General features: G+C 43.2%; 15 protein-coding genes and 1 pseudogene. 13 read left to right on the top strand and 3 right to left on the bottom strand.

Going from position 1 to position 15,885, the window contains the following annotated elements; genetic code table 11:
• The first annotated feature begins 431 nt into the window (after positions 1-431).
• From ASG81_RS23275 to ASG81_RS33760, 5 genes and pseudogenes are all read left to right on the top strand, one after another.
• Positions 432-644, top strand: coding sequence for a hypothetical protein (locus ASG81_RS23275; RefSeq protein ID WP_056639898.1), 213 nt, complete (start codon positions 432-434; stop codon positions 642-644).
• A gap of 36 nt (positions 645-680) precedes the next feature.
• Complete coding sequence (locus tag ASG81_RS23270) at positions 681-1,067, top strand: hypothetical protein (protein WP_056639895.1); 387 nt, start codon at positions 681-683, stop codon at positions 1,065-1,067.
• Positions 1,068-1,665: 598 nt separating this feature from the next.
• Entirely contained in the window at positions 1,666-1,833 is a 168-nt protein-coding gene (locus ASG81_RS31310) for a hypothetical protein (RefSeq protein ID WP_155971822.1), read from the top strand.
• Between the two features lie 352 nt (positions 1,834-2,185).
• A complete protein-coding gene (locus ASG81_RS23265) occupies positions 2,186-2,692 on the top strand; it encodes a DinB family protein (RefSeq protein ID WP_056639892.1) in 507 nt (168 codons plus the stop codon).
• A 436-nt stretch (positions 2,693-3,128) separates the two neighbouring features.
• Positions 3,129-3,251 (top strand): annotated as a pseudogene (locus tag ASG81_RS33760) (exosporium leader peptide); the annotation flags it as partial.
• A 150-nt stretch (positions 3,252-3,401) separates the two neighbouring features.
• On the opposite strand, the gene ASG81_RS23260 reads toward ASG81_RS33760, so the two are convergent.
• Positions 3,402-3,722: an AbrB/MazE/SpoVT family DNA-binding domain-containing protein gene (locus tag ASG81_RS23260; protein WP_056639889.1), complete on the bottom strand. Its 321-nt coding sequence runs from the start codon at positions 3,720-3,722 to the stop codon at positions 3,402-3,404.
• Between the two features lie 162 nt (positions 3,723-3,884).
• On the opposite strand from ASG81_RS23260, the gene ASG81_RS23255 reads away from it, so the two are divergent.
• The 8 genes from ASG81_RS23255 (at position 3,885) to ASG81_RS23220 (ending at position 12,600) form a co-directional block, all read left to right on the top strand.
• The gene (locus tag ASG81_RS23255) at positions 3,885-4,976 is read left to right on the top strand and encodes a tyrosine-type recombinase/integrase (protein ID WP_056639886.1); all 1,092 of its coding nucleotides are present in this window, start codon (positions 3,885-3,887) and stop codon (positions 4,974-4,976) included.
• 319 nt (positions 4,977-5,295) lie between these two features.
• Complete coding sequence (locus ASG81_RS23250; protein ID WP_155971819.1) at positions 5,296-5,757, top strand: DinB family protein; 462 nt, start codon at positions 5,296-5,298, stop codon at positions 5,755-5,757.
• 110 nt (positions 5,758-5,867) lie between these two features.
• Positions 5,868-6,584 (top strand): M24 family metallopeptidase, encoded by a 717-nt coding sequence (locus tag ASG81_RS30280; RefSeq protein ID WP_081417534.1) that lies wholly within the window; start codon positions 5,868-5,870, stop codon positions 6,582-6,584.
• Between the two features lie 251 nt (positions 6,585-6,835).
• Positions 6,836-9,244 (top strand): hypothetical protein, encoded by a 2,409-nt coding sequence (locus ASG81_RS23240; protein ID WP_056639884.1) that lies wholly within the window; start codon positions 6,836-6,838, stop codon positions 9,242-9,244.
• A complete protein-coding gene (locus ASG81_RS23235; RefSeq protein WP_056639880.1) occupies positions 9,241-10,188 on the top strand; it encodes a serine hydrolase domain-containing protein in 948 nt (315 codons plus the stop codon). Before ASG81_RS23240 ends, ASG81_RS23235 begins: the two co-directional genes overlap by 4 nt.
• Positions 10,189-10,478: 290 nt before the next feature.
• Positions 10,479-11,243, top strand: a complete 765-nt coding sequence (locus tag ASG81_RS23230) for an S-layer homology domain-containing protein (RefSeq protein WP_056639878.1) — start codon at positions 10,479-10,481, stop codon at positions 11,241-11,243.
• A gap of 167 nt (positions 11,244-11,410) precedes the next feature.
• A complete protein-coding gene (locus ASG81_RS23225; protein ID WP_056639875.1) occupies positions 11,411-11,926 on the top strand; it encodes a GrpB family protein in 516 nt (171 codons plus the stop codon).
• Between the two features lie 209 nt (positions 11,927-12,135).
• A complete protein-coding gene (locus ASG81_RS23220) occupies positions 12,136-12,600 on the top strand; it encodes a VOC family protein (protein ID WP_056639872.1) in 465 nt (154 codons plus the stop codon).
• A 979-nt stretch (positions 12,601-13,579) separates the two neighbouring features.
• Here the strand turns inward: ASG81_RS23220 and ASG81_RS23210 are convergent.
• Positions 13,580-13,807, bottom strand: coding sequence for a hypothetical protein (locus tag ASG81_RS23210; RefSeq protein WP_056639863.1), 228 nt, complete (start codon positions 13,805-13,807; stop codon positions 13,580-13,582).
• A gap of 97 nt (positions 13,808-13,904) precedes the next feature.
• Entirely contained in the window at positions 13,905-15,359 is a 1,455-nt protein-coding gene (locus tag ASG81_RS23205) for an RCC1 domain-containing protein (RefSeq protein ID WP_056639860.1), read from the bottom strand.
• Positions 15,360-15,885 lie beyond the last annotated feature (526 nt).

Genomic DNA, 15,885 nt, shown 5'->3' with positions numbered 1-15,885 from the left:
ATAATGCAGCTTAATCCGTTCTTGAATATTTTTAAGTGCATAACCTGACTTCTGCTATTACAACCGTCAAAACTTAGAGGTATCTAATGATATTAAACCCAAATATATTATTAGAAATCTTTTAGATCTTGTAGATGTAGTGGGATTGTAGCTACATAGTACCATGTAGCGGATGTGCAATCCGGATCTTACTAAAGGGACATGACTACGCTAACGGGTACGATAGTTCAATCATAACGACGGTAGCCGGCCAGATGATCGGCTGCCGTTTTCTGTTGAAGTAACTGGCAGTTTAGCTTATTGGGGGTCTTGAGTTTGCGGCGGTTTATACCGTTTCCCACAATCTGGCGAACATTCATTAAGCAACATTTAAACTGGGTGCCACGTCTTAACATTCAACAAAAGAAACAAAACAAAATGGTGAGGTAAAAATGATTATCAAAAAAGCGATGTTGTTTTTGGTACTTATCGTGATTCTAACCGCTTGTGGAATTACGTCAGAACAGAAAACAAAATTAGACACACCTCAATTTGAAGAAAAGAAAAATCTGCCACCTAAGAAGGCAGAAGCAGGAGTAATAGATGATTTAATTGCTTTCCAACAAGATGTAAGATCAGTAACTGAAGAAGAGTTGGTTAAGTAATATCCAACGAAACATCCTGATTCTGGTGAAACAATAGTGGATAATGAAGCGTTGTTGGAGGACTTAATATGGTATTGGGATAACGATAGCAATAAAGCTTTCTTCAAGGTTGATAAAGAAAATTCCCCAAAATGGAAAGAAGCTCGTAAGCATATCGAAGAACGTTCGGGTGCGAAGGTTGTAATCAAGAAAGCAACAAAGAATCCTAAGATGTTGCAAGATATGGTTGAACCTGTTACTGATTTCCTCAAAACGAAGAATTATAATAAAGACATGAGCGTAGGTTGGAGTCCTGTTGAGGAAAAGGTTATCGTTAAGGTGGATAATCTAACCCCAAAATTAGCAGATGAAATCAAAGCAAAGTTTGGTTTCGATAATGTATCTGTTGAAGAAATGCCTGATCGTTATGCTCAAGATACCTAAGTTAGAAGTTAATCCATTTATATTTGTTGTCATCGTCGTGCCGTTTAGCCATCGATCCGCCTGAGGCATTTTGCATTTGGATGGCTAACGGGTACGATAGTGGAGGGGCTTGCTCGTAGCAGCTCCTCTTTTGATTTATTGAAGTAACTGGAAGATCTCCATGTTACATTTTAGCAATCCATCCTTGTCTAGGCTCGTCTATAGGTAAAAAAAGGAGGTGAGTCGCTAACCAATGCCCTTTACCTTTGCGCACCCGACCTATGCTTTCCCCTTAAAATTCATCAGCCCGCGATTAAACGGATCCCTATACGAAAGAGATCCCATTCATCACGTACAAACAAAAACTGTTTTATTGGGGCTTCGCGGCGATGGTCGCAGTCTTCATGACAGGGTGTAAACTGCTGCTAACCTCGGACGGCAACATCATCGGAATTTTGGTCGTAGCGCCAATCACCGGCTTCTGTGCAGGGGTACTGTTCGTCTCCTTGCTCTGGAGAAGAACCAGGCATAGAAACAAATAAGGGGCTGGGTGAATCGTAGAGTTGTGGGATGGTGAACCCCCAAGGAAATTAATAAAGAAGGAGGAGCGTGAAACAACATGGATAATGATAAAGTGAACAAAGTTCATGAAACGCAATCCAACGAGTCTGAAATTTTAAACAGCACGAATATAAGCTTTATTGATGATCAACTGCTTCATATGCAAAGAATAGAAGGTGGTGGCCCTCCTAAGAGAATTGATCTTAGTACGATGCAAAACCGTTGAGAATTTTTGGCTACTTTTTCTTCGCATTTATTTTAATTATGTTTTTGGCGATTTTATTTGTGAGCATATTCAAGTAGAATTTCCCTGATTCACTAAGGAGCAGCCCGTTGCGGTTGCTTCTTTTTAACTTGTTCACAAAATAAGAAATTTTGTACATATGTACTGATAGGCGTTAAGCTAACAGGCAGAATTAGTGGAATAATGTGGCGTTTTTATCTGTTATTATGTAAAATACTTCTTGAGCTCGCCTTACAAATGCATATCAATTGTAGTAACATTCGTTTCTGCAAGTCGAGCTATGATGGTTGTCGTCGGCAGCGTATTTATTCCAACTCTATGAGGAGAGATGAAGATGTACACGAGCGTGAACGCATTTCTAGAAGATTGCAGGCAAGAGTCGGAGCTGACATTGAAAGTATTGGACAAGTTGACGGACGAATCGCTGAAGCAAGCCGTTTCGGAGGCTCAGCCGCGGACGTTGGGCGAACTGGCTTGGCATCTGGTAGGCAGCTACGGCGCTTTTCTGAAAGGGGCAAGCCTGCAGATGGAATGTCCGGACCTCTCGAAGCAGCCGGCTTCCGCAGCCGAAATCGTCAAGACTTATCGCAAGATTCATGACATAGCCTCATCGGCGTTGAAGGAGCAATGGACGGACGCCAAGCTACAGGAGAAGTTGGTCCTGTTCGGCTTTATCGATACGACATACGGCGGCGTGCTGCAAACATTGATCCGCCATCAAATCCATCACCGCGGCCAGATGACGATTCTGATGCGTCAAGCGGGACTTGTGGCTCCCGGCATCTACGGACCGAACGAAGAGGAAACCGCAGCCATGCGCGCAGCCCGCGCGAACAAATGATAGATATCAATGAGGCGGTTTTATTTGGAACCTATTTCTTGAAGTACCCGCTGGATGAACCGAAGTGGTAATAGCCATTTAGAGAGATGCTGCAGCTGCATCTCTTTTTTATGCCTTTTTTAAGTATTGAAATTCTGATTTTGTTATGACACGTTATTATTTCTAAAAGAGGGCGATACTCATTAGCCCCGTACCAGTTGACGAGAGGTTCAACATGCTCAGACTATCGTTGTTCTTATGCAATATGCAGAGGTCATTAGAAAAGTAAATGTAACAACAGGCAGTCATTGTATAGACTTATTCTCAAGTATGATTGAACTTCATAATTTGACCGGAATAATAAGAGATCAAAGGAACGATGGGAATTTCTTCGTTTGGAACCGCATGTGTGGCAAACGTATGCCTCAAAAGATGAGCCTTTAAACAACTTGATTATTCGGGGCAGCTTATTGTTAATGGAGTAAATAACGTCATTACAAGAGTCAGAGCAACAGTCGATTCGATTCCGATTCGTTCCCGGGTAACTCTTACTGGTACGAATACCACTTTAATTGAATTGCTGCAGCGATTGGTCCTATCTAAGAGGTATTCAATCAAATGAGACAAGTTAGTTTGCAACGGTCGTATAGGAATCCTCGACAGACGTCGGGGGTTTCTTTATTCAATTTAAAAAAATGAGGCATCGTCAGTCTAAGACTTTTATTTCAGTCTAATACTTCAACACATAAAACCGCGTGGGATCAACAACTCCAGTATATAATTTATTTTCATCGGAACAACGATAGCATTCTCTCTCCTTCCGAACATAATCATCACTTGGTTCATCTTTCCATAACTCTTTTCCAAGTCCCCAAAGTTTGTCGGAAAATGATTTTGGTTTTGGCATCACAATGATCTCATCACGAACCTCGTCATACTGCCATAACAGTTTATCGCCAACTGCTAGTTTAGCTTTCACGCGTATTTCCTCAGGGATTGTAATCTGATACTTCGTCCGAATCTCGCTTTCCAATTTCGATATATGTTCCATATCACACCGTACTTTGAATCGTCTTACTATTATTTGTTTTATCACACTTATGTAGATTTAATCCAACCTTAAAACCGGAAGACAAAACACGTCACAGAATGTCCCTTCTGTGCTCTGAATTTGCTATAGTAGGTAGAAAAAGACGTTCAAGGAGGCCGCTAAGTGAGACGAAACACGACAAGGAAGAATTTTTCGATCTATGACCCGGACGAGGATCGGCTGACGCTTTGGAAAGAGCGCTACATGGAGATGGAAAAATCAGGGGACAGGAAGCGAGATATCGAAAAAAAGATTGATCTGCAGCTGAGCCGGTTCATTGACTTCTTTCGGGACCGGTACGGATATGAAAAAGTAACGGCTGTTGTAAAACGGGATGTTACGGCGTGGCTCGAGCAGCTGTATCATCCTCCCGAAAAGGGAGGGAAGGGATATGCGCCGGCCACCGTGAACAATCACCAAGCCGCACTGTCCCGGTTTATGAAATGGCTTCGGGTTCGAGCACCGCATCTTCTGCCGGAAGATCCGACCAAAGGGATCCGGGAAATTATGCTGCCGGATCCTAAGCCGCGGACGCTGACTTCCGAGCAGATTGTGACCCTCAAAAACATCTGTGATCGGCTGGAGCGGTTTCATCTTAAAAAGGATCGGCGCCGAATGAAGGGGAAAATGGAACTCAAAACGCATGCGCGCCCGCAGCGCGATCGGGCGATCGTTTACGTCCTGCTTTCGACGGGGCTTCGCCGGGAGGAACTGGTGAATCTGAACTTGGATCAAGTCGAACCTAGTGACCCTGTGCAGATGCGTGCAGCTCGCAGTGCAAAGATCGTCCTGATACGCGGAAAGGGAAAAGCGGAAGGAACCGAGTACTTGTCGGCCGATGCAAGGGCTGCCCTGGCCGATTATTTGGAATTCGAAAGGGGTCTGGATCATGCGGAGGAAACGATTGCCTTGTTCTTAAGTGCGAAAGGAACACCAGCTCGAAATATAGATGGCCGGCTGTATCCCAGGTCCATTAACCGAATCCTTGAGCAAATCGGTAAATGGCACGATGCAGAGCTGAAGGATCCTGAGCGCCACCTTTCACCGCTGCGCCCGCATGACCTTCGCCATACGTTTGCCAATGAATTAGCCAAACATCCTGATGTGACCGAGCAAGATTTGGAACGGCTGTTACGGCACCGGAATAAACGATATTTGAGCCTTTATACGAGACCGCCAGAAGCCACGTCCGCAGGTTTTGTGGAGAAGTTATAGTACCCGAACTGCAGTACTGATGAGTATTACTTATAATCTTTTATCATTAATATCATTTATAATTAACCCCGTTGATACCCCAATCTGTCTGGGATATCGATCCATATTATTGATGGAATAGCCTGCGAGGTTGAAGTTTTTGAGCGACGCAAGTCTGCTTAACTAATGACCAAGCGATACAACTCTTGAATAAATGTCTTAGACTGGGCGAGGCGTTAAGCTGACGAGCAGATTTGCGCAATAATAGAGGGATTTTGTTTTAAGACACGAATCTATATAATTTTAGGAATTAATTGGGAACTACTTAGGGGTGCATCAGTTGATAAATTTATATCGGTATAACTGGATGGTAAGAGATGAATGGTTTGAATTGTGTAAGCAAATTTCAGATGATGAATTGATGCGTAAACGCATTGGTGGAGTAGGTGGTATTCTATATACACTATTTCATATTGTAGATGCGGAATATAGCTGGATTCGTGGAATTCAGGGAAAACCAGATATACAAGTGCAATATGATAAATACAAGTCTATTCAGCAATTACGGGATCTTTCAGATTCTTGGAGAACCGAAATACAGCTGTTCCTTGAAACATGGAAAAACGATTTTGAACACGAAATTGTGACCGTACCATGGACGGAAGGACGTTACACCAAAGGTGAAATCTTGCGTCATGTGATTGCCCATGAAATTCATCATATGGGTCAGCTATCCATATGGGTAAGAGATCTTGGGTTTCAACCAGTATCAGCCAACGTTATTGGTAGAGGATTATTTTAACAAGAAGGCTAGACTAAACGGGTACGATAGTTTAATCAGAAGGACGAATTATTTTTATAAAGAAGATTCAAAAGTATTCTTCTCCTAGAAAAAAAGAAAGTTGGCTATATATGGAGATTATTTCGCAATATATTTATGTTCAGTCCATTGCAAAAGCTACAATGGACGAGTTAAAGGAATTCATTAAAGAAGGTATCTCTGAAAGAGAAATTGTTATTAAAGCTGAGGGCATCTTAAGAGATAAGGGCATAAATATTTTCTGGTATCACGGTATAGGGGCTTTTGTTCATGTTGGAATAAGAACAACGATTTCTGAATCAGGAAAAAGTTATAAGCCTTCAGATAAATTAGTCGGTAAGAATGATATAGTGACTATCGACCTTAGTCCAGAGTTAAATACCTATTGGGGTGACTATGCCCGAACGTATGTAGTCATTGATGGAAATGTAGTTGAGGAAGACGTGCTTTTAAATAGCAAAACCGAATTTGACATGGAATTCTTAAATGGAATTAAAACTGAAAAGAAACTTCATACACAATTTAAGCACAATATAAAACCAGACATGACTTTTGAAGAAGTTTACTTATATATGAATGAAGTTATACAACAATACGAGTACATTAATCTTGATTTTGCTGGAAATTTGGGGCATACAATTGAATTTAATAAGGATAGCAGAAGATATTTTGAGTCGGAAAATAAAACTAAGCTGAGTGAAGTATCTCTCTTTACATTTGAACCACATATTAAGCATAGGAATGGAGAATACGGATTTAAGAGAGAGGACATTTATTATTTCCGAAATGGCGAATTGTTTGTTTTATAAAGATAAAGATTGAGCTAACGGGTACGATAGTTCATAAACACGAAGAGACGGCAGCCGGTAATAGCGGCTGCCGTTTTCTCAAATAACTGGCAGTTATGCGTAGTAAATGTCGCATATGGGAATGTCAATAATCGGACCGCAGTTTCGAAATGAAGGGTTCATGCAATGTCAAAAGAAGTTATTTCTATACGAACAAGAGCGTTTGATATAATCATTGTTACTCAAATCGAAATCAAAGAAGCAGGTGACTCGTGAATAATACTATTCGGATTAGGGGTGCTAAGAAACATAATTTAAAGAGCCTAGATTTAGACATCCCTAAAGGGCGATTTGTCGTTATTACCGGAGTGAGCGGTTCGGGAAAGTCTACATTGGCTTTTGATATCCTCTATCGTGAAGGAAGACGCAGGTATGAGCGGGCAGTTGGTACGAGTTCCTTTGATGATGAGGAAGGATTCGACGAGATATCGGGGTTGGTCCCAACAGTGGCAGTGGAACAGCGGATCATACGGCAGTCGAATCCTCGAAGCTTGGTAGGAACCCGTACGCAGTTATTAGGGTTAATGCAAATTGTTTTTTCTCTTGCAGGTCGTTACACATGTTACTGTGGTAGGGAGACAGATGAACGGCGTGTATGTCGCGATTGTGGTCATAGGGTCGAGCCGCTTCCAACCGGGTATTTTAACTTTAATTCACCTCTAGGGATGTGCTTGGCATGTTTCGGTACAGGGAAGGTATCGGCTTTAACGGAAGAACAAGCTCTTCAAGGAAGAAATAGTGTTTCGTTAATGCGCGGGACGCCAGGAAAGCTAAAGGATGGATTAAAGAGACTTGGGAAAGCTTATGGGTTTGATCCTAACGTCTTCTATTTTAATTTATCTCCCGAGGCCCAAAGAGCGTATTTGGAAGGGGATTTATCCGTCGGCTACGAAGGACTGATGCCTTTTTTACATCGAATTGGAGCAGGAGCGGAAGGCCTTGGATCCAGCATATGTCCTTCTTGCAGTGGCACCAGAATTGGTGAAGAGGCCAGGAACATCACCATTGAAGGATTGAACATTAGCACGTTGGCAGAAAAAACATTATGTGAGCAAGCAGATTTTTGGGAAGAGCTGTCTGGTCGCATAGTAAGGGCCGATCCTAATCTCGCTCAGGTTCTGAAAAGGATAAGAACGCAAATATATGCTCTTCTCGATGTGGGCTTGTCTCACCTATCTTTATACCGACAAACGCCGACTTTAAGCGGTGGGGAACTGCAACGTTTATTCCTCGCATCGCATCTGGATTCGGATCTGGAAAGCCTCATCTATATCTTCGACGAGCCTTCGGTCGGTTTGCATGAGAGGGAAAAAGATCGTCTTATCAAACGACTGAAGGAGTTACAAAGCTTGGGGAATAGTGTAATTGTCGTTGAGCATGACCCTAGCGTTATTCGGTCTGCAGATTGGATCATCGAGATTGGACCTGGTGCGGGGAAAGATGGCGGACGCATTGTTTATCAAGGAAATTTAGAAGGATATTTATCTTGTACTGAATCCCGAATCGCTACTTTTATATCACAAGGTGACAGTCCTATTTACGTAGGATTTGGTGAACAACGTCATCGGATACAGGTAACAGAAAATACACCAAGACTAACAGTTTACCATGCAAATCTACATAATCTGAAAGATATATCAGTGTCCTTTCCCCTAGGGGTCATGGTGGGAGTGGCCGGGGCTTCGGGCAGTGGCAAAAGCTCCCTTGTTTCTTCAACGTTGGTTCCCCTGTTGGCTAACTTCTTTGATTCTATCGTAGAAGCTGATCTGGAGGATGATGAGGAAAAAGAACAGGATGCGGAGGAACTCAAGGATGCCGAGTTGAAAGGAGCCGATATGCTGACTGGAGTATTATTAGTCAAGCAGGCACCGATCGGTCGCTCAAAAACCTCTACACCTGCAAGCTATATTGGAGTGTGGGACAGGATTCGCAGCCTATATGCTAGTCAAACAGCAGCAAAAGAGATGGGATTAAGCTCGGGTGACTTCTCATTCAATTCGACTGGGGGATGCACAGAATGTGGAGGAGAAGGTATTATCAAGAAAGAAACGCGGGGTAATACATTTAGGTGGCCTTGTCACATTTGTGGTGGAACACGTTATCGTCCCGAGGTCTTGGAGATTACCATTGCTGGAAAAAGCATAGCAAAAATCTTGGAAATGTCCGTGGATGATGCGATAGACTTTTTTCCAGGGGATATAGGTATTTCCGGACCGCTTAGAGTTTTACAGCAGGTAGGAATGGGATACTTAAGACTCGGCCAGCCGGCTACTACGATTAGTGGCGGCGAGGCACAACGAATCAAGCTGGCCAAGGAACTAGGACGGGGCCGCAGTGGGAACATGATGTATATTCTCGACGAGCCAACGACCGGACTCAGTTGTGCAGATGTGACACAACTCATGAGTTTATTAAGGAGTTTAGTTGATCGAGGAAACACCGTATTACTTATTGAACACGATCTGTCTGCATTGTCGCAATGTGATTGGTTAATTGAGATGGGACCGGGCGGTGGTCATGAGGGTGGTGAAATAATCGCAGAGGGTTCGCCGGAAATACTGGTATCCCTGCAAGCTTCCGTAATCGGTAAATACTTGAGAAGGGGCGTTGGCGAATTGTGATCGATTCTCAAAATTGGTTTGTCTCAACTCCTGAGGAAAAAGGTATGGATCCTATACAGCTGGGATTGATTGACCGCGAGATTTATGCCAAGTATCCTAATCTCCTAAGTTCCCTTATCTTGAAAGACGGCTGCATAGTGCATGAAAGCTATTATCGGAATATCGGACCTGACGATCCGGTTCCAGTTATGTCGGCTAATAAAAGTGTTCTGTCTGCATTAATTGGGATTGCCCTAGACAAAGGGATTTTAACCAGTCTCGACCAACTGGTGCTGGATTTTTTTTCTGAGATAAACACCAAGGATATTGATCCGCAGACTCGCCGTCTAACGTTGCGGCATCTTCTTACCATGACTTCCGGATTTTACTACCCGCGTTTGACAGGGGATGCCCAACCCATTTGGCAACGTACAACTATGAGTCGTAATTGGATTGAATTCAGTCTGAAGATACCCGTACGAGATGTCATGGGCCAGCACTTTAACTATAAAAATACGGATTCTCTTTTAGCAGCAGCGTGCCTATCCCGTGCAACTGGGAAGCCTGTAGGTGAATTGGCAGAAAAATGGTTATTTCAGCCTCTCAACATGAGGGTTCCTTATTGGAAAGCAGAGGACCCCCAGGAACTCGGCATAGGAACCCTTTCTATGACAGCGCGAGATATGGCAAAATTAGGTCAGCTTTATCTACAAAGTGGCTACTGGAATGGCCTTAAGGTCGTACCAGAGGAATGGGTTAAAACATCTACATCGCGCCATATTGGCCGTTATGGGTACTTATGGTGTATTGAAGAAGATGGGTTTTCTGCATCAGGAGCAGGTGGAACTCTTATACGTATAATTCCAGCGCGACGGGTTGTAACAGTGTTTCAATCTAAACATCTTAAACGGTTTAAAGATCCCCGGGAAATTGTTGATCGTTACGTAATTCCTGCGACTTATTGATTGTTAATAAAGATGCTATAGGGATTCAATGCTTACAGGGGTCAGTGTACTGAACTAACGGGTACGTTAGTTGAATGACAGAGGGAGCAGTTTGCCGCAGCTCCTTGTTTTTATTAAACGGGCAGCATTTCTATTATGAGGAAATATTCCTCAAAAGAGGAACAATATATACCTGGATCCGATAGGTAGATGTGAAGAATGAGTGCAACTTTATGCGATTGCATACGTCTAAGTTATTTTATGTAGAACACACATCAAAACTAGAATCGTATGAAAAGGGGACATCCAGAATGCAAAAGCAAACGATGAAAGGCTTTGTTTTAGGTTTTTCAACAGCACTATTGTTCGGATGTGCATCACTTACTGTAGGAGCGGCAAGTGGAGCATTTAAGGATATTAAAGCAGGAGCTTGGTACGAAAGTGCGGTCCTTTGGGCTCAAGAAAAAGGAATTGTTAATGGTTATCAGGACGGTACATTCAAACCAAATGGTAACGTCACACGTGCCGAATTAACAGGAGTGATACAAAACTTAGCTAAAGAAGGCTACATTGATACGGATATTCCTTTAGAAACGACCGAAGGTTATGGGAAACCTACAGTTACTTACGAAAAGTTTAAGGCTATCCGTATTGGAGAAACAACTCTTAAAGACCTGGAAAAGCTGTATGGTCAGAAACTGAACTACGATATTAATGTCGATCAATACGAAATAATAGCAGAACGTAGTATTTTTGTGCGAGTAAACCAGGATCAAGTGGTAATGACTAAACATATTTTAGGCGCAGAGTCTGATGATGGAATCAAGAGCATTCGTTATCCTCAAGTTACGGAACTTAACTATAACAAGTTAGAAAATAATATGAGCTATGAATTTGCTAGTGCCATACTTGGTGGAAAAGGTATTCTTGTCTTTGACGGTTTAAATGAGCAAATCTATAACTGGTTCGGTACGGAGGATACTTTCGTACAACTTGTTTTTACTAAGGCTGGGGAAGGATTATCCTTAACACTTGATGGCGGGAAGCAGGGAAGAAGCATGTTTAATGCTTCATAATAAAGCATAATCTAAAATTAAAAATATTCAATAGTGATTAAACTAACGGGTACGATAGTGAGGAGCTTGCTCGGCGGCAGCTCCTTTTTCGTTTGTTGAAGTAACGGGCAGGATAGTTTCGAAAAAATGTTATAATTGTAAATAAAAATCTCTAGGGGGATGAGGCAGTGCTTGGTCTACCGAAAGGGAAAGTTTTTCTTATTCCTTGGACGAACGAATGGGAAAAAGAATTTACAAATGAGAGTAAGAGGATAAAATCTGAACTCGGCGAACTTGTCCTAGCAGTTCACCATATCGGTAGTACAGCGGTAAAAAACTTGTCCGCTAAGCCAATAATTGATATCGCAATTGAGTTAAAAGAGTTCCAACTCGGTAAACATTGTGTCCAGGGCTTAGAAAAAATCGGATATGAATATAAAGGTACAGATATACTGCCTGAAAGGCATTACTTTAACAAAGGAGAGCCAAGAACTCATCAGATACACATGTTCCAAGCAGGTAGTATATATCTGAAAAGACAACTTGCCTTCCGGGATTATTTATTGACAAGTAATGAGGCATTGGATGAGTATCAAACTCTAAAAGAGATGCTTAGTAAAGCACATCAAGCCGACAAAGTTACGTATTCCCATGCAAAAACGGATTTTGTCAACTCAATAATGGGAAAATTAGGGTTAAACTAACGGGTACGATAGTTCAATCAGATCAGGGAGCAGACCGCTGCGGCAGCTGCTCCCTATTTCATTGAAGTAACTGGCAGGAAAGCATAATGAACAAGTAAAAAAATATAAAAAATGACATATCATCCATGTGTAGTAGTGGTAAAATTAGAAATGGTTGGGAGTAGGATGTATCATTATTGATTTAAGATATTGAGAGGGAGGAAACGGATATGCAGGAAAATGAGGAAATCAATGTGGAAGAAAGACTGGAAGACATTACGGGTATAACTTGTATTTACGTACCAGTAAATGATGTTTACGAGTCTATTAAATGGTACCAAAAGAATTTAGGGTACCAACCTGCAAATAACGACCGTGTTGAGCCTGGGATGGTGATGGCTGTTTTGAATTTTCCCGATCGGAATGGAAACCTGCCTTCACCTGGTCTAAGGCAAGTTGTACCCGCTCTGTTCCTTCACAAATCGGACGAAGAAGGCGGTCGATTACGCTTTTCTTGGTCATTGGACAGCGGCAAACCCCATGCAATGGCATGTTTCATTACTCCACGGATCGAGGAGCTATTTGAACGTTTCAAGGAAAACGGAGTGAATATTTTAGGAGAACGGGTGACAAGCGGACCAAACATAACGTTCGCTGATCCTGACGGTAACATATGGGAAGTTTGGCAACCATAATCGATTAAGCAGATCTATTACTCTAACGGGTATGATAGCTGATAACACACATTGTTGAACAGGCTCTCGTTGGAACGCTTGATCCTGTGGGGGAGATATAGATGTCGAGAATCAATGAGTTTAATAGTTTAGATGTAGTTGAAAAACAATACCCTTTGCTGCGAGACTTTATCATGAGCTACATTTCTTTTCGAGAGCTTGAACCTGTGCAGAATGAACTTAAAGGGTCGAAAGATTTTTGGATACATACAACGGATGGACATCTAGTCCTAGCTATAATGAAATGGTGTTCTGCGTTCGAGTCAGTTGAGAACAAAAACCCAATGGCATGGCATTCTCTTCAAACTAGGCTGCTACACTCTCTAAAGATCAGTCTTAAGGAATGGATGGATTACCGGACCCAACTACTGGATTTCCGGAACCAATACGCTCTTTACATTGGATTAGTCTTGATTCGACAGAATATCCCCAGCATGGATTTAGCTTTTCAGGCTGCTCTTATTTACGATGAATGGATGAGAGAGTATGTTCAAACAAAATTCCTGGGTCCCTCACTAAGTGAGGAGTTAGTGGCATATGAGATACAACTAAGAAAGACGATTAGCGTGCTTTGTCGAAATAATTGATTGCTAAGCTAACGGGTACGATAGTTGAAAGAAGCAGAGCGCCGCGGCACTCTGCTTCTTTCTTTGAGGTACTGGCCGCAGCCAAACGGAGGATTTCATCCCAATAAACGCGGATGTGTTTCACATTTACATTTCCACGATCAGACTGGGGTCCTCCCAACCAAATGACCCATGACCCATGCTATGACATTAATTACGTATGCTCCATTTGCCATGCCGAGGACAAAAAGGTCTTTTCATCCTTGCCGAGTCCCGTTAAAATTCCGATGGAACCCGGTGTTTTTCCGGGGTATAAAATGCCGCAGGGCGATCCCGCGGTCGATCATTAAGTTTCCGTAAACATAGCAATATCTTCAGTGATTGTCATATTTGATGCTCACATAGACGAAAACCTTTTTATCCGGACTATAATCTTTGTCCGTATGTCCCTTAACTCTCCACTCTGCTCTGTAACCTCCGGACACCTCGGTAGCACTGTACTCGGTACCATTTGTAAGTAACGTCTTATCTTCCGGCAATCGGTTACCCTCGCCCACGGTCTCCAGACTAAGGTCATAATCTTCCCCATACGGCGAGGCCATGGAGACCTTAACGACTCCATGAAAACCTTCAGGGGGGCTCCATGATCCACTCAACTCTTGTCCTGAGGACGAAATGTACCCGTAATATAACAAAAACTCATAATTGGATCCGCCGTATGAATAAGTTTTGGAATCGGAAAGCTGAAAAGAGCCGTGGAGACAACCCCTTCACTTCATAGCTGCTCACATCCCCGTTCAGTGTATCCAGCAGCGTATTGTCTTGGTATAGCAAGTACTTGTCTACACCCGTTTCATCCGTGGCCGGCTGCCAATTCAGCTGTACGCTGTTATAGGTCACATCGGTAACCGTCAGCACATCGCCAACAGGCCACTGTGGCGTTTCAGGAGTGGTGGGACTGGACTCGCCAAGTCCTTGAACTTGTACAGGAGTATAACGGTTTGTCGTTGTTCTATCGCCGAGTTGTCCATAAGCATTCCATCCCCATGCCCAAACGGTCCCGTCGCTCTTAAGGGCCAAACTATGCCAAGTACCCGCAAAGATAGCGGTTACCGAATCGAGACCCTGTACTTGAACGGGAGTATGACGGTCTGTCGTACTACCATCGCCGAGTTGACCAAATCGATTCTCCCCCCACGCCCAAACAGTTCCGTCGCTTTTGACTGCCATACTATATCTATGGCCTGTAGCTACGTAGACCACATCTGTGATGCTAGAAAGCTGAACGGGGGCGGTACGTATTGTAGTTGTTCCATCGCCGAGCTGGCCATGGTCATTCTTCCCCCATACCCAAACGGTCCCGTCGCTCTTGAGTGCCAAACTATGCGAAACATCTGCAGCAACGGCAATCACCGAATCGAGACCATTCACTTGAACGGGAGTATAACGGTCTGTCGTAGTACCATCACCCAGTTCGCCATAATAGTTATTTCCCCACGCCCAAACGGTTCCATCGTTTTTAATTGCCAAATTATGCACTGCGCCTGCAGAGATGGCGGTTACCGAATCGAGCCCCTTCACTTGATCAATATTCCTCGTGTAGTATTCGTCCGATCTGGTTCCATCACCCAGTTGGCCCGTATGATTTTTCCCCCACGCCCAAACGGTCCCGTCGCTCTTGAGTGCCAAATGATGCTGAGACCCCTCAGAGATGGCGACTGCCGAATCGAATTTATTGCCAAGATTATCGGTAACTTGAGCTGGTGTTGGGTTGGCAGTCGGATCATCCCAGCTTGCAGAAGGCGGCGTTATTCCCCACTCCCAGACAGTTCCGTCGCTTAGGAGCGCCAAACTATGCGAATCATCTGCAGCTACGTGGTCCACCTCTTTAAGGCTTTTGATCTGAACGGGGGTATAACGGTCTGTCGTACTTCCGTCGCCGAGCGCGCCCCAGTAATTATTACCCCACGCCCATACCGTTCCGTCCTGTTTTAGAACGAGACTATGACTCCCTCCTGTTGAAACCATCGTTACACCCGATTTTGAACTCTCTGCTTCCACCGCAGAACCGGCCTCATCGGCGGCTGCCTGAAAGGGCAGAAGCAGCATCAGCATCAGAAATCCGCAAACCAAAAGAATAAACCGTCGTCTCATCAATCTTCACTCCCATCATTGATCCACCCTGAATATTACCATATTACGGAAATTTATTGATCTGCTCATTGCACTATTACAAATCTGGTGCAATTGTCATAACAGAGGGTGCAGATAAAGGGCTAAAGACGTCCCAACAGCACTTTATTATGAATTTACTATCAAAAAATTTGGTCGTACAAAACTCTGAACATCCGCCACTTTCATCGTCAGATAAGTTAATACAATTTGAAAAAGAGGCATTAAATGCTACTTTAATTATCATCCTTGATAAAAAAGAAGTGGCTCGATTTAACCTGAATGAGTTTAAAGAATAACTCGCTCTTGATGTAAATGGCACTTGCATGGAAATTCATAGAGTTGGGTCATTGAACTAACGGGTACGATAGCACAATAAGCACTAAGAGACGGCAGCCGGTGAAGTGGCTGCCGTCWYTTCAACTCCCATGGAAGAACGTAATTACTTCCATAATCTGTGGTGTCGCGTGAGCGGCATGGATGGCTAACGGGCAGATTAACGCAACTT

It is taken from the genome of Paenibacillus sp. Soil522 (assembly GCF_001428245.1).
Taxonomy (GTDB): domain Bacteria; phylum Bacillota; class Bacilli; order Paenibacillales; family Paenibacillaceae; genus Pristimantibacillus.
The sequence above is the reverse complement of the archived record's forward strand: the minus strand, read 5'-3'. Positions and strand labels throughout refer to the sequence as shown.

What these genes read in the sequence shown, in the direction of transcription:
- ASG81_RS23275 (WP_056639898.1), top strand. Translation starts at nt 432, where the DNA reads ATGATTATCAAAAAAGCGATGTTGTTTTTGGTACTTATCGTGATTCTA.
- ASG81_RS31310 (WP_155971822.1), top strand. Translation starts at nt 1,666, where the DNA reads ATGGATAATGATAAAGTGAACAAAGTTCATGAAACGCAATCCAACGAG.
- ASG81_RS23265 (WP_056639892.1), top strand. Translation starts at nt 2,186, where the DNA reads ATGTACACGAGCGTGAACGCATTTCTAGAAGATTGCAGGCAAGAGTCG.
- ASG81_RS23260 (WP_056639889.1), bottom strand. Translation starts at nt 3,722, where the DNA reads ATGGAACATATATCGAAATTGGAAAGCGAGATTCGGACGAAGTATCAG.
- ASG81_RS30280 (WP_081417534.1), top strand. Translation starts at nt 5,868, where the DNA reads ATGGAGATTATTTCGCAATATATTTATGTTCAGTCCATTGCAAAAGCT.
- ASG81_RS23230 (WP_056639878.1), top strand. Translation starts at nt 10,479, where the DNA reads ATGCAAAAGCAAACGATGAAAGGCTTTGTTTTAGGTTTTTCAACAGCA.
- ASG81_RS23220 (WP_056639872.1), top strand. Translation starts at nt 12,136, where the DNA reads ATGCAGGAAAATGAGGAAATCAATGTGGAAGAAAGACTGGAAGACATT.
- ASG81_RS23210 (WP_056639863.1), bottom strand. Translation starts at nt 13,807, where the DNA reads ATGGCCTCGCCGTATGGGGAAGATTATGACCTTAGTCTGGAGACCGTG.
- ASG81_RS23205 (WP_056639860.1), bottom strand. Translation starts at nt 15,359, where the DNA reads ATGAGACGACGGTTTATTCTTTTGGTTTGCGGATTTCTGATGCTGATG.